General features: G+C 72.6%; 27 protein-coding genes. 13 read left to right on the forward strand and 14 right to left on the reverse strand.

The window, feature by feature from the left end:
* The first annotated feature begins 163 nt into the window (after positions 1 to 163).
* The gene (locus EXE59_RS02555) at positions 164 to 568 is read left to right on the forward strand and encodes a phage holin family protein (RefSeq protein WP_135837494.1); all 405 of its coding nucleotides are present in this window, start codon (positions 164 to 166) and stop codon (positions 566 to 568) included.
* 191 nt (positions 569 to 759) lie between these two features.
* Here EXE59_RS02555 and EXE59_RS02560 read toward each other — a convergent pair whose 3' ends face one another.
* From EXE59_RS02560 to nth, 4 genes are read right to left on the reverse strand one after another with little or no spacing between them, the layout of a single operon-like run.
* Positions 760 to 1935 carry a MarP family serine protease gene (locus tag EXE59_RS02560; RefSeq protein ID WP_135837495.1) on the reverse strand — a complete coding sequence of 392 codons (1176 nt, stop codon included), beginning with the start codon at positions 1933 to 1935 and terminating at the stop codon, positions 760 to 762.
* A gap of 3 nt (positions 1936 to 1938) precedes the next feature.
* Complete coding sequence (locus EXE59_RS02565; RefSeq protein WP_246056448.1) at positions 1939 to 2697, reverse strand: NUDIX hydrolase; 759 nt, start codon at positions 2695 to 2697, stop codon at positions 1939 to 1941.
* 19 nt (positions 2698 to 2716) lie between these two features.
* A complete protein-coding gene (locus tag EXE59_RS02570) occupies positions 2717 to 3328 on the reverse strand; it encodes a TlpA family protein disulfide reductase (RefSeq protein ID WP_135837496.1) in 612 nt (203 codons plus the stop codon).
* Positions 3325 to 4002, reverse strand: a complete 678-nt coding sequence (gene nth / locus EXE59_RS02575) for an endonuclease III (RefSeq protein WP_135841076.1) — start codon at positions 4000 to 4002, stop codon at positions 3325 to 3327. Before nth ends, EXE59_RS02570 begins: the two co-directional genes overlap by 4 nt.
* 249 nt (positions 4003 to 4251) lie before the next feature.
* On the opposite strand from nth, the gene EXE59_RS02580 reads away from it, so the two are divergent.
* Entirely contained in the window at positions 4252 to 4929 is a 678-nt protein-coding gene (locus tag EXE59_RS02580; protein WP_129454159.1) for a Crp/Fnr family transcriptional regulator, read from the forward strand.
* Positions 4930 to 5042: 113 nt separating this feature from the next.
* On the opposite strand, the gene EXE59_RS02585 is transcribed toward EXE59_RS02580, so the two are convergent.
* From EXE59_RS02585 to sp36, 5 genes are all read right to left on the reverse strand, one after another.
* Positions 5043 to 5579, reverse strand: coding sequence for a TIGR03086 family metal-binding protein (locus tag EXE59_RS02585; protein WP_135837497.1), 537 nt, complete (start codon positions 5577 to 5579; stop codon positions 5043 to 5045).
* A gap of 38 nt (positions 5580 to 5617) precedes the next feature.
* Positions 5618 to 6427 carry an MBL fold metallo-hydrolase gene (locus tag EXE59_RS02590; RefSeq protein ID WP_135837498.1) on the reverse strand — a complete coding sequence of 270 codons (810 nt, stop codon included), beginning with the start codon at positions 6425 to 6427 and terminating at the stop codon, positions 5618 to 5620.
* 64 nt (positions 6428 to 6491) lie between these two features.
* A complete protein-coding gene (locus EXE59_RS02595) occupies positions 6492 to 7352 on the reverse strand; it encodes an NUDIX hydrolase (RefSeq protein ID WP_135837499.1) in 861 nt (286 codons plus the stop codon).
* A gap of 2 nt (positions 7353 to 7354) precedes the next feature.
* Positions 7355 to 7810: a RidA family protein gene (locus tag EXE59_RS02600; RefSeq protein WP_135837500.1), complete on the reverse strand. Its 456-nt coding sequence runs from the start codon at positions 7808 to 7810 to the stop codon at positions 7355 to 7357.
* A gap of 1 nt (position 7811) precedes the next feature.
* Entirely contained in the window at positions 7812 to 7964 is a 153-nt protein-coding gene (gene sp36 / locus EXE59_RS23590) for a Sp36 family protein (protein ID WP_168218378.1), read from the reverse strand.
* 92 nt (positions 7965 to 8056) lie between these two features.
* Between sp36 and EXE59_RS02605 the strand changes: the two genes are divergently transcribed.
* From EXE59_RS02605 to EXE59_RS02625, 5 genes are all read left to right on the forward strand, one after another.
* Positions 8057 to 9208 (forward strand): sensor histidine kinase, encoded by a 1152-nt coding sequence (locus tag EXE59_RS02605; protein ID WP_135837501.1) that lies wholly within the window; start codon positions 8057 to 8059, stop codon positions 9206 to 9208.
* 11 nt (positions 9209 to 9219) lie between these two features.
* A complete protein-coding gene (locus EXE59_RS02610; RefSeq protein WP_210429131.1) occupies positions 9220 to 9885 on the forward strand; it encodes a response regulator in 666 nt (221 codons plus the stop codon).
* A 109-nt stretch (positions 9886 to 9994) separates the two neighbouring features.
* A complete protein-coding gene (locus tag EXE59_RS02615) occupies positions 9995 to 10768 on the forward strand; it encodes an ABC transporter ATP-binding protein (protein WP_135837503.1) in 774 nt (257 codons plus the stop codon).
* Positions 10768 to 13185 (forward strand): ABC transporter permease, encoded by a 2418-nt coding sequence (locus EXE59_RS02620; protein ID WP_135837504.1) that lies wholly within the window; start codon positions 10768 to 10770, stop codon positions 13183 to 13185. The genes EXE59_RS02615 and EXE59_RS02620 overlap by 1 nt, the downstream gene beginning before the upstream one ends.
* Before the next feature lie 69 nt (positions 13186 to 13254).
* Entirely contained in the window at positions 13255 to 13650 is a 396-nt protein-coding gene (locus EXE59_RS02625) for a low affinity iron permease family protein (protein ID WP_135837505.1), read from the forward strand.
* Positions 13651 to 13664: 14 nt separating this feature from the next.
* On the opposite strand, the gene EXE59_RS02630 is transcribed toward EXE59_RS02625, so the two are convergent.
* Positions 13665 to 14711: an LLM class flavin-dependent oxidoreductase gene (locus EXE59_RS02630; protein WP_135837506.1), complete on the reverse strand. Its 1047-nt coding sequence runs from the start codon at positions 14709 to 14711 to the stop codon at positions 13665 to 13667.
* 76 nt (positions 14712 to 14787) lie between these two features.
* Between EXE59_RS02630 and EXE59_RS02635 the strand changes: the two genes are divergently transcribed.
* Positions 14788 to 16152 carry an MFS transporter gene (locus EXE59_RS02635; RefSeq protein ID WP_135837507.1) on the forward strand — a complete coding sequence of 455 codons (1365 nt, stop codon included), beginning with the start codon at positions 14788 to 14790 and terminating at the stop codon, positions 16150 to 16152.
* A 16-nt stretch (positions 16153 to 16168) separates the two neighbouring features.
* Here EXE59_RS02635 and EXE59_RS02640 read toward each other — a convergent pair whose 3' ends face one another.
* Complete coding sequence (locus EXE59_RS02640) at positions 16169 to 17257, reverse strand: alkene reductase (protein WP_135837508.1); 1089 nt, start codon at positions 17255 to 17257, stop codon at positions 16169 to 16171.
* A gap of 162 nt (positions 17258 to 17419) precedes the next feature.
* Here EXE59_RS02640 and EXE59_RS02645 point away from each other — a divergent pair, with 162 nt between their 5' ends.
* From EXE59_RS02645 to EXE59_RS02660, 4 genes are all read left to right on the forward strand, one after another.
* Positions 17420 to 17809 carry a VOC family protein gene (locus tag EXE59_RS02645; protein WP_135837509.1) on the forward strand — a complete coding sequence of 130 codons (390 nt, stop codon included), beginning with the start codon at positions 17420 to 17422 and terminating at the stop codon, positions 17807 to 17809.
* Positions 17810 to 18023: 214 nt separating this feature from the next.
* Positions 18024 to 19070: an IS30 family transposase gene (locus EXE59_RS02650; protein WP_425464505.1), complete on the forward strand. Its 1047-nt coding sequence runs from the start codon at positions 18024 to 18026 to the stop codon at positions 19068 to 19070.
* A gap of 46 nt (positions 19071 to 19116) precedes the next feature.
* Positions 19117 to 19557: a hypothetical protein gene (locus tag EXE59_RS02655; protein WP_135837511.1), complete on the forward strand. Its 441-nt coding sequence runs from the start codon at positions 19117 to 19119 to the stop codon at positions 19555 to 19557.
* Positions 19490 to 20629 (forward strand): HNH endonuclease signature motif containing protein, encoded by a 1140-nt coding sequence (locus tag EXE59_RS02660; protein ID WP_135837512.1) that lies wholly within the window; start codon positions 19490 to 19492, stop codon positions 20627 to 20629. The genes EXE59_RS02655 and EXE59_RS02660 overlap by 68 nt, the downstream gene beginning before the upstream one ends.
* A gap of 121 nt (positions 20630 to 20750) precedes the next feature.
* Here the strand turns inward: EXE59_RS02660 and EXE59_RS24055 are convergent, their stop codons facing one another.
* Positions 20751 to 20903, reverse strand: a complete 153-nt coding sequence (locus tag EXE59_RS24055) for a hypothetical protein (RefSeq protein ID WP_210428867.1) — start codon at positions 20901 to 20903, stop codon at positions 20751 to 20753.
* Positions 20904 to 20936: 33 nt separating this feature from the next.
* Between EXE59_RS24055 and EXE59_RS02670 the strand changes: the two genes are divergently transcribed.
* Entirely contained in the window at positions 20937 to 21683 is a 747-nt protein-coding gene (locus tag EXE59_RS02670; RefSeq protein ID WP_210428868.1) for a P-loop nucleotide/nucleoside kinase family protein, read from the forward strand.
* A 19-nt stretch (positions 21684 to 21702) separates the two neighbouring features.
* On the opposite strand, the gene EXE59_RS02675 is transcribed toward EXE59_RS02670, so the two are convergent.
* Entirely contained in the window at positions 21703 to 22371 is a 669-nt protein-coding gene (locus EXE59_RS02675) for a 3-oxoacid CoA-transferase subunit B (protein WP_135837515.1), read from the reverse strand.
* A gap of 1 nt (position 22372) precedes the next feature.
* Positions 22373 to 23221 carry a CoA transferase subunit A gene (locus tag EXE59_RS02680; protein WP_135837516.1) on the reverse strand — a complete coding sequence of 283 codons (849 nt, stop codon included), beginning with the start codon at positions 23219 to 23221 and terminating at the stop codon, positions 22373 to 22375.
* Position 23222: the final 1 nt, after the last annotated feature.

Below are 23222 nucleotides of genomic sequence, written 5' to 3' on the forward strand. Positions count from 1 at the left end.
CTTCGGGGGTCGTCGGGGAACCGTCACCGCGATGATCCACCACGGGCCGACCAGACTTCCCGGCTCACCTGCAGCTCAGTCTAGACGGAGCGGTGATGCGCGCCGACCCGTTGGTAGGGTCGCAGCGTCAAGCTCCCCGGCGTACACCGAAGGACCGCACCACATGGCCAACGAACCGATCCAGGATGGCGATCCGACGCTCGGCAAGCTCGTCATGGACGCGCAGCGGGACCTCTCGACCCTGATCTCCAAGGAGATCCAGCTCGCGAAGAGCGAGATCAAGGTCAGCGTCAAGCACGGCGGGGTCGGCATCGGCCTGTTCGCGGGGGCGGCCTTCCTCGGGCTGCTCGCGATCATCATGCTCTCGGTCGCGATCGCCTACTTCATCCACTGGAACGGCCAGGGCCTCGACCTGCACTGGGCATTCCTGATCGTGTTCGCGCTCTACGTGCTCATCGCCGGCCTCCTCGCGCTGGTGGGCATCAAGCAGGTCAAGCAGGTCAAGGCGCCCGAGCGCGCGATCGAGCAGGGCCGGCAGATCCCGCAGGCCCTCAAGGGCCGCGGCTGACCCAGCACCACCCTCGACGTGGGGGCGGTGGCCCAGCCACATTCCCGCCTCAGCAAGTGTGGGTCACGCACCGCCAAGCCGCCCCGCACCCGTACGCCGGCCCCGGGCGGTGGCCCAGCCACATTCCCGCCTCAGCGAATGTGGGTCACGCACCGCTCGGCCGATGAGCGGGTCGTACGGGCTGGCGAGGTCTAGCGCACGCAGGTGCCGGTGTCGACCGGCGAGCCCCGGGTGAGCCCTGCGGCGGCGGACTCGGCGACCTGGTCGGCGGTCAGCGCGTAGCCGGTCTCGGGGTCGCTGACCGAGGCGGCGAAGACCATCCCGGCGACGTCGCCGGCCGAGGTCACGATCGGTCCGCCGGAGTTGCCCGGGCGGATGAGCGCGCGCAGCGAGTAGACCTGCCGGATGACCGTCCCGTCGCCGTAGATGTCGGGTGAGCGCAGCCGCTGCTCGGCACGGATGCGCCCGGACTCGACGGAGTAGGGCCCGTCCTCGGGGTAGCCGAGGACCGCGACCGGGTCGCGCGGCGCGGCCTCGGTGTCGAAGGCGAGCTGCGGCACCCCGGTGTCGGGCAGCGCGAGCACGGCGATGTCGAGGTCGGCGTCGTAGAGCACGACGGACGCGGTGACCGAGGTCCCGGCGACCTCCACCTCGGGTCGGGTCACGCCGGCCACGACGTGGGCGTTGGTCATGAGGCGGCCGGGTGCGTAGAAGAACCCGGTGCCCTCCACCCCCGAGCCGCAGCCGTTGGCGCCGCGGACCTTGACGACGCTGGCCTCGGCGGCGAGCACGTCGGGGTCGGTGAGCATGCGCGGGTCGCCCGGTCGGACCGCGACGATCCGCTCGGGCGCGAACGGCTCGAGGTAGCGCGGGAAGAAGGTCGTCCCGACGACGTTGTTGAAGGCCTGCAGCACCTTGTCGGAGTCGGTCGGGAGCGTCTGGTCGACCTTGGCGAGGATCGCGGAGTCGCGCACCATCGGCGTGATCGCGCCGATGCGCGTGCCGGAGACAGCGACGCCGAGGGCCCACGCGACCAGCAGCACGGCCACGGCGCTGAGGGCCGAGCCGCCCACGGCGTCGACGGCGCGGATCGGCTGCCAGGTGATGGAGTCGCGGATCCGCGCGCCGGCGTACTGGAAGAGCGCCTGGCCGAGCGAGGCGGAGATGATCACGATGAACAGCGCACCCAGCGACACCCACAGCGACGGGGCCGCGTCACCGAGCGCGAGAGGAGCCACCCAGATGCCGGCGAGACCGCCGAGCAGCAGGCCGGCGGTCGCGCTCGCGCCGGTGATGAAGCCCTGCCAGTAGCCCGAGAGGGCATAGATCCCCACGAGTGCGACGAGGCACCAGTCGAGGACGTTCATGGACTACTCCTCGAGCCTGGTGTTCTGCGGCGTGTTGGGAGCGAGGTCCGTTCCCTTGGGGACACCTTGCAGCATGTGGTCGGGCAGGTCACGCACCCGCGCCCGGTCCCAGTCCTCGGCCCAGCCGAGGTAGGTGAACAGCCGGGCGATGATCCCGGCGGTGAAGCCCCACAGCACGACGTCGCGCTCGGGGCCAATCAGGAAGCCGGGCCCGAGCCAGCCGCTGGGGTGGCGCACGGTGATCCGGTTGTCGGGGTCGAGCAGGTCGGCGATCGCGACGTGGTGGATCTCGTGGACCTCCTCGGGGCTCTCGATCCGCACCTCGCCGCGGTCGCGCCAGTAGCCGAGGATCGGCGTCACCGCGAAGTTGCTCGGCGGCAGCCACAGCTCGGGCAGCTCGCCGAAGACCTCGACCTCGGTGGGCTCGAGGCCGATCTCCTCGTACGCCTCGCGCAGCGCCGCCTCCTCGGGCGTCTCCCCTTCGTCGAGCGAACCGCCCGGGAAGGACACCTGGCCGGGGTGGGAGCGCATGTGGTGGTTGCGCTCGGTGAGCAGGAGCTCGCCGCGGTGCGCGAGGTCGTCGGGGGCTGGATGAGGGTGACTGGGGTCGGACTCGCGGTCGGCGAACACCATGAGCACGGCTCCGCGGCGGGGGTCGCTGCCCTCGGGCGGCATGAACCGCGTGAGCTCGTGGACCGTGATGCTGGAGGCGGCCTCGACCACCGGCGCCAGCCAGCCCGGCAGGCCGACGGGGTCGCTCACAGCGCGCTCTCCAGACTGATCACAGCGCGATCCCCAGGTGCTCGGCGACCTTGGCCTTGATCTCCGCCACGGAGTCCACGCCGCCGGAGTCCTGCGCCACGACCGTGCCGTCGGCGTCGACGAACACGAAGGCGGGCAGCCCGCGACGGCCGATGGCGAACGCCTCCTCGGCCATCAGCTCGCCACCGGGGTCGGCGACCGAGGGATAGGTCGCGCCGGTCTCCTCGGCCAGCGCGAGCGCGCGGTCGGGATGGACGTCGTTGAAGTCGACGCCCAGCAGCGCCACGCGGTCGCCGTACTGCTGGTGGAACTCCTCGAGCGCCGGCATCTCCTCGCGGCAGGGCTCGCAGTTGGCCTGCCACAGGTTGATCACCATCGGCCCGCGCAGCGAAGACAGCTCGACGGCCTGCCCGCCGCCGAGGCAGGGGAGCGTCAGGTCGGGCAGGCCGCCCTCGACCGCCTCCCCCGCGCCGGACTCGCAGTCCTCCATGCCGATGCGGGCCTTGACCTCCCGCAGCGCCGGGGTGTCGACGTCGACGTCGGGAGGACGTACGTCGATGCGGGCGCCGCCGTCGGAGGTGCAGGCGCTGAGCACGGCCACGAGGAGCAGCGCGAGGAGAGCCTTCCTCATGCGGGGCCCTGGGTGGTGACCAGCTTCTCCGCCTCGACGGGGTCGGTCGGGCCGATGCCGAAGGACGGGCACAGCTTCGCGACCGGGCAGGCGCCGCAGGCGGGCTTCTTGGCGTGGCAACGACGGCGGCCGTGCCAGATGAGGTGGTGGGACAGCATCGTCCAGTCGCGCTTGGGGAACAGCGCGCCGACCGCGTGCTCGACCTTGACCGGGTCGGTCTCCTCGGTCCAGCCGAGGCGGCGCGCGAGCCGGCCGAAGTGCGTGTCGACCGTGATGCCCGGCTTGTCGAAGGCGTTGCCTAGCACGACGTTGGCGGTCTTGCGGCCCACGCCGGGGAGCGTGACGAGGTCCTCGAGCCGGTCGGGCACCTGCCCGTCGTAGCGCTCCACGAGCGCCTGGCTGAGCTTGAGCAACGAGTCGGTCTTGGCGCGGAAGAAGCCGAGCGGGCCGAGGAGCTGCTCCATGTGCTCGCGCGGAGCGGCCGCCATCGCCTCGGGCGTCGGGTAGGCGGCGAAGAGGGCCGGGCTGGCGGCGTTGACCCGCCGGTCGGTGGTCTGCGCCGAGACGACGGTGACGACCAGGCACTCGAACGGGTTCGTGAAGTCGAGCTCCGCGCGGGCGTCGGGATAGGTCTCGGCGAGGATCCTGTCGACCTTGCGCGCCCGGCGCACCAGAGAGGTGTCGGGCTTGACGAGAGCGGCCTGGGCGGCCTTCGAGACCTTGGCTGCGGCCTTCTTGGCGGGGGCGGGCACGGGCCCAGCGTACGGTCCGGCTCCGACACCGCCACACGGGAGAGCAGCCGGCAGAGTGCCGACATGTGCCTGCACGTGGCGCGGAGTCGCGGTTGTGAGCCGGACCACGGCTAGGATCGTGCCGGATCCCGAGCACCACCGGGCGGGACGCACCCCAATGAGAGGTTTGACGTGGACAACGACGTGCTCCGGCAGGCACCGCTGTTCAGCTCGCTCGACGACGAGGCGGCGACGGCGCTGGGCGGCTCGATGGCCGAGACCAAGCTCCGTCGCGGCGAGGTGCTCTTCCACGAGGGCGACTCGGGCGACAAGCTCTACATCGTCACCGAGGGCAAGGTGAAGCTCGGCCGGTCCTCCTCCGACGGCCGCGAGAACCTGCTCGCCATCATGGGCCCCGGCCAGATGTTCGGCGAGCTCTCCCTCTTCGACCCCGGCCCGCGCTCGGCGACGGTCACCGCGGTCACCGACGCCTCCTTCGGCTCGCTGTCCCACGACGACCTGCTCCGCTGGCTCGACGGCCGCCCGCAGGTGGCGCGCGGCCTGCTGTCGCAGCTCGCCTCGCGGCTGCGCAAGTCCAACGACGTGGTGGCCGACCTCGTCTTCTCCGACGTGCCGGGCCGTGTCGCCAAGGCGCTGCTCGACCTCGCCGACCGCTTCGGCCGCACCGCCGACGACGGCGTCCACGTCCACCACGACCTCACCCAGGAGGAGCTCGCCCAGCTGGTCGGCGCCTCCCGCGAGACGGTCAACAAGGCGCTCGCCGACTTCGCCTCGCGCGGCTGGCTGCGCCTGGAGCCCCGCTCCGTCGTGATCATGGACCTCGAGCGCCTCTCGCGCCGCGCCCGCTGACACATCCGGCGCCGGCACGCGTAGACGCGCGGACACAACCCGACTGCGGCCGCCCCGCCGAGCGTGACCCAGCTCCGCCCGCAGGACTTCTGTCCGCGCGTCTACGGCGGTCGTCAGGCCCGCGGGTCCCGCCCCGCGAACGCCACCAGCCGCTCGTACGCCGACGCGTCGTCGGGCACGGGCACCGCGGGCCCGAAGGCGTCGCCGCGGTTCTCCTCGGTCAGACCCTGCTGGATGAAGGCCAGGCCTCGCTCGGCCACCTCGTCGTCCAGCGGCACCGGGCGGCCGGTCGCGCGCAGCAGGTCCCAGGTGTGGACGCCGAGCTCGGCGCTCTGCCAGTCGGCCTGGGCGACCTGCTCGTCGGGCTGGCCGTGCCAGTGGTGGATCAGGTCGTCGGCGTACGCACGGAAGTGGGCGGTGAGGCCGGTGGGCTCGACGCCGGTGCCGGCCCTCCAGTCGACCTCCTCGCCGCGCGCCATCGCCAGGAAGTGCTCGGGCGCAGCGGCGAGGTGGTCGGCGAGCTCGCGCACGGTCCACCCGTGGCACGGGGTCGGCTTGTCGAGGTCCTCGGCGCGTACGGCTGCGAGGGCGTCACCGGCCTGGTCGAGGGCGCGGGACAGGACGACGACGGGCTGGTGCGGGCTGCTCATGGCTCCATGTCACTCCTCACGCGCAGCGCGCGCAAGGGTCAATCGCCCGTGAGGTAGGCCAGCTGGGCGCGCACCGACAGCTCGGCCGCGCCCCACAGCACGGGGTCGACGTCGGCGTAGACGATCTCGACGATCGCACGCGGCAGCGTCTCGTGGGGGAAGTCTCCGCCCTCCCGGGCGACGGCGTGCAGGTCGCGCAGCGCGTCGCGCACCTGGTCGAGCCGCTGCCGGCGGTGGGCGAGGTAGAAGTCGAGCGCGCGGAGCGCGTCGTCGATGACCGGGCCGTGCCCGGGCCAGACGTTGCTGATGCCCTGCTCGCCGCAGAGCGCGTGGAGTCGCTGGAGGGAGGAGAGGTACGCGCCGAGCTGGCCGTCTGGGTGCGCGACGACGGTGGTGCCACGGCCCAGCACGGTGTCACCGGTGAGGACGGCGCGGTCCTGGGGCACGACGAAGGACAGCGAGTCGGACGTGTGCCCCGGCGTCGCCACGACGTGCACCTCGACGGCGCCGACGGCGACGACGTCGCCCTCGCCGAGTCCCTCGGAGCCGAGCCGGTAGGCCGGGTCGAGGGCGCGTACGCCGCAGCCGTGCCGCTCCGCGTACTCGCGGGCCGCCTCGCTGTGGTCGGCGTGGTGGTGGGTCAGCAGCACCACGGCGACGTCGCCGGCGGCGGCGTCGATGGCATCGAGGTGCGCGGCGATGGAGGGGCCGGGGTCGACCACGACCGAGCGCGAGGAGTCGGGGTCGCGCAGCACCCAGGTGTTGGTGCCGTCGAGGGTCATCACGTCGGCGTTGGGCGCCAGCACGCAGGTGCCGGTCTCGCCGAAGGAGCCCCCGGTCCAGCTCATCCGGGGCCCCCGCGGCGTTGTTCGGGGGAGCGCAGCGGAGGAGAAGAAGGCCGTGGGGTGGTATTCACCGGGCGGCCATCAGCTCGGTGTAGTGCGGCGGCGTGGAGAGGATGAACTCGTCGCCGTCGGCGACGACCTCCGGCATGAACATCTCGACCGTGCGCTCCCGCGCCGCCGCCAGGACGGCGTCGGGGTCGGCGTGCTGGCCGACCTCGAGGCAGGTCAGCCAGGTCGGTGGCAGCATGAGGATCTGCTCCTGCTCGACCTGCGCGACCGCGTCCAGGGCGCCGGTCCACGTCACCGACGACGACTCGGTCGACACGTCGCGGGTGACCTGGCCCTCGGGCAGCCGCGCCACGAAGAACCACGTGCGGTAGCGACGCGGCTCGAAGACCGGCGTCAGCCAGCCCGACCACGCGCCGAGCAGGTCGGTGCGGAGCACGAGCGACCGCTTCTCGAGGACGTCGGTCAGCGACACCTCGCGCGACTCGAGCGCGATCCGGTCGGCCTCCCAGTCCTCGCCGGTGGTGTCGGCGACGACGGACTCGGCGTCCGCGCCGGCGAGCAGGACGCCCGACTCCTCGTACGTCTCGCGCACGGCCGCGCACACGAGCGCGCGGGCCTTCGGCTCGTCGCACCCGAGGCGGGCCGCCCACTCGGCCGGGGGCGGACCGGCCCAGAGGCCGCGCTCGACGAGGTCGTCGGAGTAGTCGCGCAGGTCGACACCGCCGCCGGGGAACACGCACATCCCGCCGGCAAAGGCCATCGACGTCTGGCGCCGCAAGAGGTAGATCTCAGGACCGGAAGCCCCCGGGCGCAGCAGCACGACCGTGGCAGCATCGCGCGGCTCGGCAGGCGTCGCACCGCCCTCGCCGTAGGACCTGGCCTGGGCGACGAGGGCCTCGGGGAGGGGCAGTCGTTGCACGGTCAGACTTCGACGGTGATCTCGACCTCGACGGGCACGTCGAGCGGCAGCACGGCGACTCCCACGGCGGACCGCGCGTGCTTGCCGGCGTCGCCGAAGACCTCGCCGAGCAGCTCGGACGCGCCGTTGGCGACCTTGGGCTGGCCGGTGAAGTCGGGGGTGGAGGCGACGAAGACGACGACCTTGACCACGCGCTTCACGTCGTCGAGCGAGCCGATCTCGGCCTTCACCGCAGCGAGCGCGTTGAGGGCGCACTGGCGGGCGCACTCGTAGCCCTGCTCCTCGCTGACCTCGCCGCCGAGCTTGCCGACCGCGATCATCTCGCCGTCGCGGGCGGGCAGCTGGCCGGCGGTGAAGACGAGGTTGCCGGTGCGGGCGGTGGGCTGGTAGGCCGCGACCGGCGGCACGACCTCGGGGACCGTGATGCCCAGCGCGGCGAGCTTGGCCTCGGCGCCCACGTCAGGCCTTCGGCTTCTTGAGGAAGGCGACGAGGCCACCCTGCGCGTTGGTGTGGATGGCCACCAGCTCCCAGCCGTCCTGGCCGAAGTTGTTGAGCATGAGCGCTTCGTTGTGGAGCGGAATCGGCGCCACCTGGTATTCCCACTGGGTCATGTCGGCACCCTACTCGGGCGCCACTGGGGTCGCACCGGCGTCCTCCCGTGGTCTGACGTGCCCCGACGCGCGCGGCGTCTAGGGTCCGCACCATGGACTCGCACCCCTGGCGGCTCGGCGCACGCGGCCGGTGGTGGTTCGACGCGTCCCTCACGCTCGGGCTGCTCGTCCCGGGCTTCGTGGGGCACCTGCTGGTGGGGCAGCCGCTCGCCGCCCTCCTGACCGCAGCGCAGGTGGCGCCGCTGTGGTGGCGCCGGTCCCACCCCAGCACGGTCTTCGCGGTCGTCGCCCTCGCGAGCGCCGCCCAGGCGCCCCTCCACGACCTGCCGATCGTCGGGCAGCTGGCCTTCCCCGTCGCCACCTACTCCGTGGCCCGGTGGAGCCCCCGCGGGCACGGCCTCGGGGCGCTGGTCGTCGGCTACGCCGGCGCGGTCGTGGCCGCGTGGAGCTGGATCGGCGGCTTCGGCGCCCCCGCGATCACCCTGTCGGCCGTCACGCCGTACCTCGTGACGATCGCGGCTATCGTCACCGCCGCGTGGGCGCTCGGGTTCGCCGCGCAGCAGCGGGAGAGGTACGTCGCCTCGCTGGTCGCCCGCGCCGAGCAGGCCGAGCGGATGGCCGAGCGCGAGGTCGAGCTGGCGGCCCGGGACGAACGCTCGCGCATCGCGCGCGAGATGCACGACGTGGTCGCGCACGGCCTGTCGGTGATCGTGGTGCAGGCCGACGGCGCCCGCTACGCCGCCACCAAGGACCCCGACGTCGCCGTGGGCACGCTGGAGACGATCTCGACCACCGGGCGTGAGTCGCTCACGGAGATGCGACGGCTCCTGGGGCTGCTGCGTGACGGCGACACCGGCGTCGCCCCGCAGCCCGGTCTCGACGACGTACGCCACCTCGTCGACGAGGCCCGCGCGGCCGGGACGCGGGTCGAGGCCGACCTCCCGACGACCGCGCCGGACGTCCCGGACGGCGTCGGGCTGGCGGCGTACCGCATCGTGCAGGAGTCGCTCACCAACGTCCGCAAGCACGCCGGCCCCGGAGCCGCCGTGGCGCTGCGCCTCAGCGTCGGCCGCGCCGTCGAGGTGGAGGTGCGCGACGACGGGCGCGGTGCAGCCGCGGGCTCGGACGGACGGGGCCTGGGCCTGACCGGGATGCGCGAGCGGGCCGCGGTGCACGGCGGCACGCTGGAGGCCGGCCCCGCCCCGGGCGGCGGGTTCGCGGTGTCTGCGAGGCTGCCGCTGTGAACGAGCCCGACGTGACGACGCCGATCCGCGTCTTCCTGGTCGACGACCAGCAGATGGTGCGCGCCGGCTTCCGGATGCTCGTGGAGAGCCAGGACGACATGGTCGTCGTGGGCGAGGCGGGAGACGGCGGCGAGGCGCTGGATCGGCTCGCGGTCACCGCCGCCGACGTGGTGCTGATGGACGTGCGGATGCCGCGGCTCGACGGCGTCGAGGCCACCCGGCGGTTGCTGGCGACGCCCGGCGCGCCGCGGGTCATCGTGCTGACGACCTTCGACCTCGACGAGCACGCCTTCGCCGCGATCCGCGCCGGCGCCTCGGCCTTCCTGCTCAAGGACGCCGCACCGCCCGACCTGCTGGGCGCGATCCGGCTGGTCGTGGACGGCGACGCCGTCGTCGCCCCCAGCACGACCCGCCGGCTGCTCGACCACTTCGCCGCCCTGCCGGACCCGGCCGTGCCGGTCGTGTCCGACGACCGGCTCGACCTGCTCACCGAGCGCGAGGTCGAGGTGCTGACGCTCATCGCGCGCGGGCGCACCAACACCGAGATCGCCGCCGACCTCGTGGTCGCCGAGACGACGGTGAAGACGCACGTCGGCCGGATCCTGGCCAAGACCGGCTCGCGCGACCGCGTGCAGCTCGTGGTGCTGGGCTACGAGTCCGGCCTCGTCGCTCCCTGACCGTCCTCCCCAGGTCGTACGCCGCCCGCCGCCGTACGACCGCGGACCGACCGCAGGTCCGTGCCCGGGGCCGACGATCGAGGAGCGTTCGACGACGAGCGTTGTCCCCATGACGACGACACTCGGCACCAGCACCGAAACCGACACACCGACCGGCACCGCGGCCGCGGCGAGCGCGCGCGGCCTGACCCGCACCTACGGCGACGGCGACAGCACCGTCCACGCCCTGCGCGGCGTCGACCTCGACCTGCCGGCCGGCCGCTTCACCGCCATCATGGGGCCGAGCGGCTCCGGCAAGTCGACCCTCATGCACTGCCTCGCGGGCCTCGACGTGGCCACCTCCGGCACCGTCAGCGTCGCCGGCCGTGACCTCGCCGGGCTCGACGACACCGCGCTGACCCTGTTCCGCCGCGAGCACATCGGCTTCGTCTTCCAGGCCTTCAACCTCCTCCCGATGCTCACCGCCGGGCAGAACATCGTGCTGCCGCTCGAGCTCGCCGGCCGCGACGTCGACCGGGACCGCTACGACCAGGTGGTCGGTGTCCTCGGCCTCGCCGACAGGCTCGGACACCTGCCGAGCCAGCTCTCCGGCGGCCAGCAGCAGCGCGTCGCGATCGCCCGTGCGCTCGTCACCCAGCCGGACATCGTCTTCGCCGACGAGCCCACCGGCAACCTCGACAGCGAGGCCAGCGCCGAGGTGCTCGGCCACCTGCGCCGCTCGGTCCGCGAGCTCGGCATGACCGTGGTGATGGTGACCCACGAGCTCGATGCCGCGGCGTACGCCGACGACGTCGTCGTCATCCACGACGGCGCCCTCACCGCCCACCTCACCGACCCCGGCCAGGACGAGCTGGTCGCCGCGCTGCGCGGGCGGGTCGCCTGATGCGCACCGTGCTCGTGGCGTCGATGAGCCACCACACCCGCAGGTACGTCGCCGCCTCCGTCGCGGTCGCGATCGGCGTGGCCTTCATCGTGGCCGTCGGGATGCTCACCGGCGCCACCCGCTCCGGCCTGACCGCCGACGTCGGCGCGCCCGTACGGGGCGTCGACCACGTCGTGACGACGTCCACCACCGCGGACGTGACCAGCCTCGTCGAGGCGGCCGCCGACAGCGGCGTCCCTGCGCTGACCCTCGGCCACGCCATGGAGCCGGTCACCCGCGACGGCGTCCAGCTGGCCGCGACCGCCGACGTCGCGGAGGCGTCGCTCGACCCGCGCCTGCAGTGGCAGCAGCTCGAGGACGGGCGCTTCCCCACCGCTGCCGGCGAGGCCTTGGCCGACGTCAACCGCGCCAAGAGCAACGGCGTCCGGCTCGGCGACGTCGTCCGTGTCGGCACCGGCGACACGGCAGTCGACCTGGAGGTCGTCGGCATGGTCGACAGCCCTGCCGCGATGGGCGCCGCGCTCTACGTGCCGTGGGCCGACCTGCGCCGCTTCGAGGACACCACGCTCTGGGTCCACGCGGTCGCGTGGGGCGGGTCGGCCGGGCAGGCCCGTACGGCCGCCCCCGACGCCACGGTCGAGCCCGCCGCCGACTGGGTCGCGGCCCGCCAGGCGGAGATCTCGCGCGGCGTCGACGTCATCGCCGTCATGGCGCTGCTCTTCGTCGCGATCGCGCTCTTCGTCGGCGTGCTGGTCATCACCAACACCTTCTCCATCCTCTTCGCCCAGCGGATGCGTGACTTCGCGCTGCTGCGCTGCGTCGGCGTCACCCGGCGACAGCTGCGCCGCGCGATCCGGCTCGAGGCGCTCGCACTGGGCCTGGTGGCGGCCGCCGCCGGAGTCGTCCTCGGCGCGCTGGCCGGCGCCGGGCTGGTGGCCCTCGTCCGGCGCTGGTTCGCCGACATGGGTCCGGCCGCGCTCGACCCGGCGTGGACCGCCACGGCCTTCGCCGTCGGCACGCTCGTCACGCTCGGGGCCGCCTGGCTGCCGACGCGTACGGCGACACGGGTCGCCCCGCTGGCCGCGCTCCGCCCCGACACGGGCGTGGACGTCCGCTCCGCCGCGGGGCGTTGGCGTCTCGGCCTCGCCACGCTCTGCCTCACGGGTGGCAGCGCCCTGCTCGCCGTCGCCGTGGCCGACAGCTCGCTGCCCGCGATGCTCGCCGGCGGTGTCGGGTCCTTCGTCGGCGTGCTGCTCGTGGGACCGGTGCTCGTGCCGTGGCTGATCCGGCTCGCCGGCCGCCTGCCCGGGGCCGGCCCCGTACGCCGCCTCGCCACCGGCAACGCCGTGCGCAACCCGCGTCGCACGGCAACCACTGCGGCGTCGCTGCTCGTCGGCGTCACCCTCACCACGGCCATCCTCACCGGGCTGGCGTCGTCGCGGACCGCGATCGACCGCGACATGGACGAGTCCTATCCCCTCGATGCCACGATCACCGCCGTCGACGCGCCGCTCGAGGCCTCACTCGTCGACCGGGTCGCCGGGACCGCCGGGGTGACCGACGCGCGCGGCCTCGACGGCACGGTGGCAAAGGTCGGCCGGGTGCCGCTGCCGATGCTCGGTGTCGGTGGCGACACCGGGGTCGTGCGCGGCCCCGCCGACCTGGCCCCCGCGGACGGCGTCGTGCGGCTGCCGTACGCGGTGGTCGAGGAGCTGCCGACGCGGCTGGCCGACCGGGTGTGGGAGGACGCCGAGCTCACCGTCGTGGTCGCCGGTCGCGAGCGCACGCTGCGGGTCGAGACCGGCGACGGCTGGGGCCGGGCGGGTCTGGTCTCGCTGCCCACGCTGGCGGCGCTCGACCCCGACCCGCGTCCGATGGCGGTCTGGGCACGAGCGAAGGACGGCACGGACGCCGAGGACCTCTCGGGCGACCTCGCGGCCCTCGCCGGAGCGGCCGGCGCCGACCTGGACGGCGGCTTCGGCAACCGGAGCTGGGTCGACCTGCAGGTCGACATCCTGACGGGCGCGGTGGTGGGACTGATGGCCGTCGCGATCGTGATCGCCCTGGTCGGCATCGCCAACACCCTCGGCCTCTCGGTGCTCGAGCGGGCACGGGAGAACGCGCTGCTGCGAGCGATGGGCCTGACTCGCCAGCAGCTGCGGAGGGCGATGGCGGCCGAGGGCCTGCTGCTGTCGTCGGTCGCGGCGGTGCTCGGCACCGCGATCGGCCTCGTGTTCGCGTGGGTGGGGGTGCAGGTGATGGTGGCGGGCGTCGTGGACGGAGCCGGGTTCACCGTGCCGGTGTGGCAGGTCCTCGCGGTGGCCGCCGTCGCCGGGCTGGCCGGCCTGGCCGCGTGCGTCGTCCCCGCCCGGCGGGCAGCGCTCGTCACGCCCGCGGCCGGCCTCGCCCTGGACTGACTGTGCGCGGTCTCCGACGGGCGCCCGGGGATGAGGACGCGGGGCGCCCGTCGGGTCTAGATTCCGCTCATGGAGCGCACCGACGCGGCCGAGAGCCGCGAGAAGAGCAGCGGGCTCGACCCGTTCGAGAGGTTCGTCGAGCTGTCGACCAAGGCGATCAGCCGGGCGCCGTTCTTCGCGGTGGTCGTCGCGGTCGTCGTCATCTGGGCGGCGAGCTACCCGCTGTGGAAGTCCACCACCAAGTGGGAGCTGGCGATCCACACGTTCGGCGCGGTGCTGTCGCTGCTGCTGCTGGTGCTGCTCGAGAACGCGGCGCGCCGCAACACCGAGGCGATGCAGGAGAAGCTCAACGTGATCGCCGAGGCCCTCGCCGCGCTGATGGACTCACGCGCCGCCGACGACCCGGCACTGCGCGACGCAGCCGACGACCTGCGCGCGGCGGTCGGGCTGGAGGAGCGGCACTGAGGAGTGACGTCACCTCACTCCGCGAGCAGGCGCAGCGTCTCCTCGCGCGCCGGCGAGGTGCGTACGTCGGTCCCGGCCGCCGCGCCCGCCACCGGGTGCACCATCACCTCGTCGACGCCGTGCTCCTGCGCGAGCTCCTCGAGCCGCGTCCGCGCCTGGTCGGGCGAGCCGACGATCCAGCGGGCGGCCATGGCGTGGCCCAGGGAGCGCTGGTCGGGGGTCATCTCGACCGCCTCGGCCTGCTCGACGAGGCGCTGCGGGTGGAGCGGCGCCCCGGTGCGGAGCGCGATCATCTGCTGCACGTTGGGCAGCGCCCGGCGGCGCGCCTCCTCCTCGGTCTCGGCCACGACGGCATTGACGGTGAGGAAGGTGCGCGGCTCGGGGTGCTCGGGCGAGGGCCGGTAGGACGAGCGGTAGAGGTCCAGCGCGACGCCGGTGCCCTCGCCGGAGAAGTGGTGCGCGAAGACGTACGGCAGACCCTTCTCCGCGGCGAGCCGGGCGGAGTAGTCGGACGAGCCGAGGAGCCACATCTCGGCGACCGTGCGGGCCGACGGCGTCGCGCGCAGCGGCTGGCGGCGCGGGCCGATCTGGAGCTCGACGCCCTCGGTCGTCATCAGCGTGCGGACGTCCTCGACGTAGTCGGCGAACCTCGCCACCGCCTCGTCCGCGGACTCCGCGCTGCCGCCGCGCAGGACGTACCTCGTCAGCGGGTCGGTCCCGGGCGCGCGGCCGATGCCGAGGTCGATGCGGCCGGGGTGGGCCGCCTCCAGCAGCGCGAACTGCTCGGCCACCACGAGCGGCGCGTGGTTGGGGAGCATGACGCCGCCCGAGCCGACCCTGATCCGCTCGGTCGCCGCCGCCAGCATCGCGATGAGGACCGGCGGGTTGGTGGCGGCGACGGCCGGCATGTTGTGGTGCTCGGCGACCCAGTAGCGGCGGTAGCCGAGGCCGTCGGCCACCTGCGCCAGGCTGCGGGAGGCGGCGATCGCGTCGCCGGTGGTCTGGTCGCTGCGGACGGGCACGAGGTCGAGCACGGACAGGTCGACGGAGAGGGCGGTCACTGTCTGCCCAGCGCCGCCGGGGGTGCCGATATTCCGGATTGACCTCAGGTGCACCTGAGGTCCTACCGTCTCGACAGTGAGCACGACCACGACCGAGCCGCGCGAGCGGATCCTCTCCCCCGCCTATGCCGCGACGACGATCGCGATGTTCGCCCTGATCGCCTTCGCCGCCTTCGAGGCGATGGCCGTCACCACGGTGATGCCGACGGTCGCGCGCGACCTCGGCGGGCTCGACCTGTACGCCCTCGCGTTCGCCGCGCCGCTCGCGAGCGGGGTCGTCGGCATGGTCGCCGCCGGCATGTGGAGCGACCGCACCGGTCCGGTGGTGCCGCTGCTGGCGTCACTGGCGCTGTTCTCCGCCGGCCTGCTGGTGTGCGGCCTCGCGCCGTCGATGGAGGTGCTGCTGGTCGGGCGGGTGCTGCAGGGCCTGGGCAGCGGCGCGATGGTCGTCGGCCTCTACGTGATCGTCGGTCTGGTCTTCCCCGCGGCGCTGCGGCCGGCGGTCTTCGCGTCGTTCGCCGCGGCCTGGGTGCTGCCGTCGCTCTTCGGCCCGGGGCTCGCGGCGCTGGTCACGGACGTGTGGTCGTGGCGCTGGGTCTTCCTCGGCATCGTCGGCCTCGTGGTCGTCGCGCTCGTGCTGCTCGCCCCGGCGTTGCGCGGGCTCGAGCCGCACACGGAGGGCGTGACGACCCCGTCCGTACGGCTGTGGTGGGCCGTGCTCGGCGCGGTGGCCGTGCTGGTGCTGGAGCTCGTCGGCTCGGCGAGCGGCGTGACCGCCCTCGGTGCGCTGGTGGCGCTGGCTGGGGTGTGGGTCTCGCTCGGCCGGCTGCTGCCGCCCGGCAGCCGTACGCTCCGCCGCGGCCTCCCGGCCGTGATCGCCACGCGCGGGCTCCTGGCCGCGACCTTCTTCTGCGCCGAGGCCTACCTCGTCTACGTCCTGCAGGAGCACTGGGACCTGTCACCCGGCCGCGCCGGCATCGCGCTGACCTGCGTGGGGGTGGTGTGGGCCACCTCGAGCCAGGTGCAGGCCCGGCTCGGCGAGCGGCTCTCGCACACCCGCGCGATGCTGGTCGGCACCGTCCTGGTGCTCACCGGCCTGGCCGTGCTCGCCGCACTCGTCCTCGCCCACGACCTCGGCGCGCGGCCGTCCGCCGTGCTCCCGGCAGCGGCGTACGTGCTGGCCGGCGCGGGCATGGGCTTCGCCTACCCGCGCACCGGGGTGGCGATGCTCGAGGCGTCGACCGACCGCGACCGGGGCTTCAACTCCTCCGCCCTGACGGTGGCCGACTCGCTCGGCGCCGCATTGGCGCTGTCCGTGGCCGGAGCCGCGTTCGCGGCCGCGGAGCGGCAGGACCTCGACCCGTTCCTGACGGTCTTCGCCTTCGCGGCCGTCGCGGCGGTGCTCGGGGTGCTGGCGGCGTCGCGGACGCGTACGGCCTGAGCCCTCGGGCCCGGACTCAGGAGGCCTGCTCCAGGGTGGGGTAGTCGGTGTAGCCCTCCGCGCCGCCGCCGTAGAACGTGTCGGGGTTCGGCGCGTTGAGCTCCGCCCCGACCCGCCAGCGCTCGACGAGGTCTGGGTTGGCGAGGAACTGACGACCCACGACGACCGCGTCGGCGAGCCCGGTGGCGAGGAGCTGCTCGACCGAGTCGAGGGAGGTGAGGTCGCCGAAGCCGTCGTTGAGGAGCACCACGCCGTCGAAGCGCTCGCGCAGGTCCCGGACCAGCGCCTCGAGCGGCTCGAGCGGGCTGGCGAGCAGGCTCAGGTAGGCCAGGCCGAGCGGCGCGACGGCGTCGACCACGGCGCGGTAGGTGGCCGTGAGGTCGGCGCCGACCTCCTCGCCGATGCCGTTGAACCGGTGGCCCGGGCTCAGCCGCAGGCCGACCCGCTCGGCCCCGATCGCGTCGGCGACGGCGGTGACGACCTCGATGACGAGACGGGCACGGTTCTCCGGGGTCCCGCCGTAGACGTCGTCGCGCAGGTTGACCGTCGGGTCGAGGAACTGGTGCAGCAGGTAGCCGTTGGCGGCGTGCACCTCGACGCCGTCGAGGCCGGCGGCGACGGCGTTGCGGGCTGCGGTGACGAAGTCGGCGACCAGGCCGGCGACCTCGTCGGTCTCCGGGGCGCGCGGCAGGTCGTGGGGCTTCGGCCCGGACTCGGTGATCATCTCGCCGGGAGCCTGGACCGCGCTCGGCGCGATCGTCTCGACGCCGTCCTTGTTGTCGGCGTGGGCGATCCGGCCGGCGTGCATCAGCTGCGCGACGATCACGCCGTCGCGGGCGTGCACAGCGTCGGCAACCTGGCGCCAGCCGGCGACCTGCGCGTCGGTGTAGAGGCCGGGCACGTCGAGGTAGCCCTGGCCGACGTGGCTGGGCGCGGTCCCCTCGGTCACGATCAGCCCGGCGCCGGCACGCTGTGCGTAGTACTCCGCGTTGAGGGCGGTCGGGGCGTTGCCCTCACCGGCACGGTTGCGGGTCAGCGGGGCCATCACGAAGCGCTGCGGGAGCGTCCAGGGGCCGACGGCGAGGGGCTCGAATGCACGGGACATGGAAGGTCTGCCTCCAGAGGGGGGTCGAGGACGGTACGTCTCCCCCAGCCACCCCACGGCGGTCGATGTTCCCCGACGAGAGGATGCTCACACGCTGGAGCGCCACCATCCCGTCGGCCTTGCGGACAGTGGGTGACCTGTTTGCCGCCTAACGTCGGAGGCATGGACATGAAGCTCGAGCTGGTGATGGTGCCCGTGACCGACGTCGACCGGGCCAAGGAGTTCTACGAGAGGGTCGGCTTCGTCGTCGACCACGACCAGACCGTCAGCGACGACGTGCGGTTCGTGCAGCTCACCCCACCGGGTTCGGCCTGTTCGATCGCGATCGGCCGCGGCCTGACCCGCATGGAGCCGGGCTCGCTCGACAACCTGCAGATGGTCGTCGCGGACGCCGACGCGACCCACGCCGACCTCGTGGCCCGCGGCATCGAGGTCAGCGACGTGGACGAGCTCGCCTGGGGCCGGTTCGTCTTCTTCGCCGACCCCGACGGCAACGGCTGGTCCCTCCAGCAGCTCCCGGACTGGTCAGCGGGCGCCTCGGGGGTCGAGTAGCACGCTCCTCTGTGGTTGAGGGCGAGCGCCGTCGTCGGTGGTTGAGGTGCGAGCGCGGCGAGCCTCGATACCACTCCACCCTCGCTGGTCGAGTGGCCCGCGAGGGACGAGCGGGCGTATCGAGACCCACCACGAACCCGTCCACAGCCGTCGCTCGGCCAGGCGAACTCAAGCGGTTGTTGCAACTCGGATGGTGAGTGAGAGGTTGCGGCGCGTGCCGGGAGTGAGGTTGACCGCTGATCAGCGGTTGGTGATTGAGCGGGCGTACTTGGCGGGGCTGCCGCAGGCGACGATTGCGGCGTTGGTGGGCAAGCATCCCTCGACGATCTCGAGGGAGCTACGTCGGGCAGGCTCGTTCGGCACGCGGTCACCGCGTGCTCGCACGGCACGTGATCGGGGGCGGGGGTATCGGATGAAGTACTCCGCGAAGTGGTCCCAGCGGGAGGCCGCCAGGAAGGCGCGCCGGCCCAAGGCGCGACGGCTCGACCACGCCCCGTTGCGGGACAAGGTGTGGGAGCTGTTGCGAGACGACTGGTCGCCCGAACAGATCGCGGCGATGCTGCCGGTGTTGTTCCCACGCGATCAGAGGATGCGGGTGTCGCACGAGACGATCTACCAGTCGCTGTTCGTCCAGACCAAGGGCGAGCTCAAGCGGGAGCTGACCGCGCACCTGCGCAGCCGCCGGCAGCGACGCAAGGCCCAGACCGGTGGGGCGAAACGGGTCACGCTCGGGATCACCGACGACATCAGGATCTCGCAGCGTCCGGCCGAGGTCGAGGACCGGGCTGTGCCCGGGCACTGGGAGGGCGACCTCCTCCTCGGCGGCACCGGCAAGGGCGCAGTGCTCACGCTGGTCGAACGGTCATCGAGGTTCGTGCTCCTCGCGCCGCTGCCGGGCCAGCACCGCGCCGACCAGGCCCGGTGGACGTTGAACGAGATGATTGCGACCCTGCCGCTGGAGCTGCGCAAGTCGATCACGTGGGACCGAGGCAGTGAGATGGCTCAGCACGCCCAGTTCAGCATCGAGTCCGGGATCCCGATCTACTTCTGCGACCCGTACTCGCCCTGGCAGCGCGGCACCAACGAGAACACCAACGGTCTGCTGCGCCAGTACTGGCCCAAGGGCGCAGACCTACGACGCCTCACCATGGCCGAGTGCGATCGAGTCGCACTGAAGCTGAACACCAGGCCCCGCAAGACCCTCGAGTGGCAGACTCCCGGGCAGGCCCTCAATCAAAGGCTCGTTGCAACAACCGGTTGAACTCGCCCCATGGTCACTGTCGGACCCCGCGACTACAATCAAACACATGATCGACGGACGGGCAGCACCGGCGCGAGGGGTCACAGACGACCTCTCACCCGCCGACCTGCTCGCCACGATCAAGGCCTCCCGCGACCTCGAGAACACCGAGGCCGCCCGCCAGCTCGACCTCGCCGCCCGGTGGGCCGACCTGCACCCGCCCGAGTCGATCCACGACGCGGCGTCGTTCACGGTGCCCGGGTCCCAGCACGAGGAACCCATCGCCGGTGAGGGTGCCCCGCTGGTGGCGGAGTTCTGTTGCGCCGAGCTCGGCACCGTCCTCGGCATCACCGTCGACCGCGGCGAAGAAGCTCATCGGTCACGCCCTCGAGCTGCGCCACCGCCTGCCGCGGTTGTGGGAGCAGGTCCACGCAGGTGCGGTGCCCGCCTGGCGGGCGAGGCTCGTCGCGGACACCACGATCCACTCCTCGCCCGCGTTGACTCGTGAGGCGGCGGGGTTCGTCGACGCGCAGGTCGCCGCCGTCGCCGGACGGGTCGGGTCCGCGCAGCTCGACCGGCTCGTCGCGGAGACGATCAGGCGCTACGACCTCGCGACCGCCGACCCGGCCGCGGACCCGGAGGACGGCTACCTGCACGTCGACCCGCGTCACGTCACCGTGGACACCGAGGACGTGCACTACGCCGGCACCCTGCGGATCGAGGCCGAGGTCGACATCGCCGACGCCCTCGACCTCGACCGCGCCCTCGCCCACAAGGCCGAGACCCTGAAGGCCCTCGGATCGCTGCTGCCGCTCGACGCCCGCCGGGCGAAGGCCCTCGGGGAGCTGGCACGGACCCAGACGGCGCTCGAGCTCCTGACCGGGGGGCCGGGAACGGACCGCGCCAGCGGGCCGGACCCGGACACCCGGAGACAGGACCGGGTGAACCCCGACACCGACACCGACACCGACGCCGATGCCGATGGCGACGACCCGCGCCTGCCGGCCGCCCGCGCGGTCGTGATCCACGCCCACTTCGACGCCTCCGTCTCCGGCGACACCACGGTGTTCGGGCCCACCGGGCGGATGGAGAACGGCCACCGCCTGGTCCTGCTCGAGCAGGTCCAGTCCTGGTGCGCCGACACCCGCACCGAGGTCACCATCACGCCCGTCATCGACCTCAACACCACGCTGACCGCGCAGACGCGGAAGGTCCCGGCAACGATCCGCGAGCAAGTGATCCTGAGGGATCGCACGTGCGTGTTCCCGTTCTGCTCCCGCCCGGCCAGGCGCTGCGACGTCGACCACGTCATCCTGTGGGACGACGACGCCGAGGCCGAGGGCAGACCGCAACCAGGTCCGACGACCACGAGCAACCTCGCCTGCCTGTGCCGGTTCCACCACCGCCTCAAGACCCACTCACCCTGGCGCTACGAGATGACCACCCCAGGAGTGTTCGCGTGGACCTCACCCCACGGGCACCGCTACCGCCGCGACCACACCGGCACCACCGACATCCAGCCGCTCGCCCCGGAGAGGTCGACGGCTCCGCCCGGCATTCCACGACCACGCCGACGATGACCCCGCCCCACACCCCGCCGACCTTGACGCCGGCGGGGGCGTTGGCGCGCCAATCCTGTCTCCGCTGAGAGATCGCAGTGGTCCGCCGCGCAGGCACGCGGGAGGCGACACGTCCGGGTCTCTAGGTGGCGCTGTTGGGGTCCACCCCGAGCAGGCGTACGAGTCCGCACCTCCGATCGTCGCGCTGCTCCACGTAGAGGACGAACGTCCGGTCCGGCTGTGCCTCATCGCGCGCCCACGCGAGGACCTCGTCGACGTCGACTGCGTCGCTCACCCGGTACTCGTCGCAGTGCCACATGGCGTGCTCGTGGACGACGCCAGGAGGTGCGGGTGGCTGATGCCAGAAGTGGACGCGGTAGACCGGACGGTCGACCTCCCACTGGGTGTCGCGAGGATCTACACCTTCGATGATCACGCGGGCGACCCTAGGGGCGGTGATCCGGCCTTCGGCAGATCCGCGCGCACCGCACGGTCGGCGTCAGCGACGATGAGTCGACCCCTCGGAGTGGAGGTGAGGACGACGCCACCAGTTCTGTTCCTGACAGTAGGACTGCCAGGTACCGGAAAGACCACAGAGGCACGGCGCATCGAAGTCGAGCAGAACGCCCTTCGCCTCACGAAGGACGAGTGGATCAAGGCCCTCTACGGGCTGACGAACCCGCCGGCGGCCTCGGACGTCATCGAAGGACGGCTCATCGAGATCGGGTTGCGCGCTCTGCAGCTTGGCATCAACGTCGTCATCGACTACGGCCTCTGGGGTCGTGATGAGCGCTCCGCGCTACGGAAGGCAGCAGCGGACCTCGGAGCGACGGTGCAGATGCGCTACTTCGACCTGACACCGGCCGAGCAACGACGTCGGATTGACCGGCGTCAAGCCGCAGAACCGCACACGACCTGGCACATGACCGACGAGGAGCTCGCCACATGGTCTGCCACCATCCGCGTCCCCACGCCAGGCGAGCTGGACGGCAGTGAACCCATCGACGAGCCACCGGCAGGGTTCGCGTCATGGGACCAGTGGCGCGGCCATCGCCGGCCGGCGTCGATCTCCTAGGGGCAGGTCCGCACCAGCCTCAGACCAGCTCCGGCTGCGTCTTCTCCCGCACCTCGTCCTCGGAGACCCCCGGGGCGAGCTCGACGAGCCTGAGCGCCCGGTCCCCGAGCGTGCCCGACGGGGCGACCTCACCGGTGGCGGGGTCGATCACGTCGATGACCGCGAGGTCGGTGATGATCCGCTGGACCACGCGCTTGCCGGTGTAGGGCAGGTCGCACTCGTCCAGGATCTTCAGCGAGCCGTCCTTGGCGGTGTGCTCCATCAGCACGATCACCCGCTTGGCACCGTGGACCAGGTCCATCGCGCCGCCCATGCCCTTGACCATCTTGCCGGGGATCATCCAGTTCGCGATGTCGCCCACCGCGGAGACCTGCATCGCGCCGAGGATCGCGGCGTCGATCTTGCCGCCGCGGATCATCCCGAAGGACTGCGCGGAGTCGAAGAACGACGCACCCTTGCGCAGGGTGACCGTCTCCTTGCCCGCGTTGATCAGGTCCGGGTCCTCCTCGCCCTCGAAGGGGTACGCCCCCACGCCGAGGATGCCGTTCTCGCTCTGCAGCACCAGCTCGACGTCGTCGGCGACGTAGTTCGGCACCAGCGTCGGCAGCCCGATCCCGAGGTTGACGTACGACCCGTCCTTGAGCTCCGAGGCCGCCCGCGCAGCCATCTCCTCACGCGTCCAGCTCATGTCAGCCTCCCAGTCCGTGCGTCGCAGCGTCATCAGCGGGAGCAGCACCCGCCCCGTCAGAGGTGGGCCGCGGCCGCGTCGTGACCCGCTCGATCCTCTTGTCGGCCGCCTGCTCCGGGGTCAGCGCGACCACGCGCTGCACGTACACCCCCGGGGTGTGGATGTCGTTGGGGTCGAGCTCGCCGGGCTCGACGAGCTCCTCGACCTCCGCGATCGTCAGCCGGCCGCACATCGCAGCCAGCGGGTTGAAGTTGCGCGCGGACTGCCGGTAGATCAGGTTGCCGTGCCGGTCGCCCTTCCAGGCCCGTACGAGCCCGAAGTCGGCCACGATCGCCTCCTCCAGGACGTACTCCCGATCAACATGGCCGCCCTCACCATCACGGACAGCGAAGACCTTCGTCTCCTTCGGCGGCGAGGAGACGATGACGTTGCCCTCGGAGTCGTACTTCCACGGCAGCCCGCCCTCGGCGACCTGCGTGCCGACACCGGTCGCGGTGTAGAACCCCGGGATCCCCGAGCCGCCCGCGCGCATCCGCTCGGCCAGCGTGCCCTGCGGGGTGAGCTCGACCTCGAGCTCACCGGAGAGGTACTGCCGGGCGAACTCCTTGTTCTCCCCGACGTAGGAGGAGATCATCCGCCGGATCCGCTTCGCGAACAGGAGCTTGCCGAGGCCCCACTCGTCCACGCCGCAGTTGTTCGAGACCGCCTCGAGGTCGGTCGTGCCGGCCTCGAGGATCGCGTCGATGAGCACCGACGGGATGCCCGACAGGCCGAAGCCGCCGACGGCGAGGGTCGCACCGTCCGGGATGTCAGCGACCGCTTCGGCCGCGGAAGAGACCACTTTGTCCATG

This window comes from Nocardioides eburneiflavus (genome assembly GCF_004785795.1).
GTDB lineage: Bacteria > Actinomycetota > Actinomycetes > Propionibacteriales > Nocardioidaceae > Nocardioides > Nocardioides eburneiflavus.

Bases quoted from the DNA above. Each gene is read 5' to 3' on its own strand.
- EXE59_RS02555 (WP_135837494.1), top strand. From the start codon at position 164: ATGGCCAACGAACCGATCCAGGATGGCGATCCGACGCTCGGCAAGCTC.
- EXE59_RS02560 (WP_135837495.1), bottom strand. From the start codon at position 1,935: ATGAACGTCCTCGACTGGTGCCTCGTCGCACTCGTGGGGATCTATGCC.
- EXE59_RS02570 (WP_135837496.1), bottom strand. From the start codon at position 3,328: ATGAGGAAGGCTCTCCTCGCGCTGCTCCTCGTGGCCGTGCTCAGCGCC.
- EXE59_RS02585 (WP_135837497.1), bottom strand. From the start codon at position 5,579: ATGAGCAGCCCGCACCAGCCCGTCGTCGTCCTGTCCCGCGCCCTCGAC.
- EXE59_RS02590 (WP_135837498.1), bottom strand. From the start codon at position 6,427: ATGAGCTGGACCGGGGGCTCCTTCGGCGAGACCGGCACCTGCGTGCTG.
- sp36 (WP_168218378.1), bottom strand. From the start codon at position 7,964: ATGACCCAGTGGGAATACCAGGTGGCGCCGATTCCGCTCCACAACGAA.
- EXE59_RS02605 (WP_135837501.1), top strand. From the start codon at position 8,057: ATGGACTCGCACCCCTGGCGGCTCGGCGCACGCGGCCGGTGGTGGTTC.
- EXE59_RS02615 (WP_135837503.1), top strand. From the start codon at position 9,995: ATGACGACGACACTCGGCACCAGCACCGAAACCGACACACCGACCGGC.
- EXE59_RS02620 (WP_135837504.1), top strand. From the start codon at position 10,768: ATGCGCACCGTGCTCGTGGCGTCGATGAGCCACCACACCCGCAGGTAC.
- EXE59_RS02625 (WP_135837505.1), top strand. From the start codon at position 13,255: ATGGAGCGCACCGACGCGGCCGAGAGCCGCGAGAAGAGCAGCGGGCTC.
- EXE59_RS02640 (WP_135837508.1), bottom strand. From the start codon at position 17,257: ATGTCCCGTGCATTCGAGCCCCTCGCCGTCGGCCCCTGGACGCTCCCG.
- EXE59_RS02645 (WP_135837509.1), top strand. From the start codon at position 17,420: ATGGACATGAAGCTCGAGCTGGTGATGGTGCCCGTGACCGACGTCGAC.
- EXE59_RS02655 (WP_135837511.1), top strand. From the start codon at position 19,117: ATGATCGACGGACGGGCAGCACCGGCGCGAGGGGTCACAGACGACCTC.
- EXE59_RS02675 (WP_135837515.1), bottom strand. From the start codon at position 22,371: ATGAGCTGGACGCGTGAGGAGATGGCTGCGCGGGCGGCCTCGGAGCTC.
- EXE59_RS02680 (WP_135837516.1), bottom strand. From the start codon at position 23,221: ATGGACAAAGTGGTCTCTTCCGCGGCCGAAGCGGTCGCTGACATCCCG.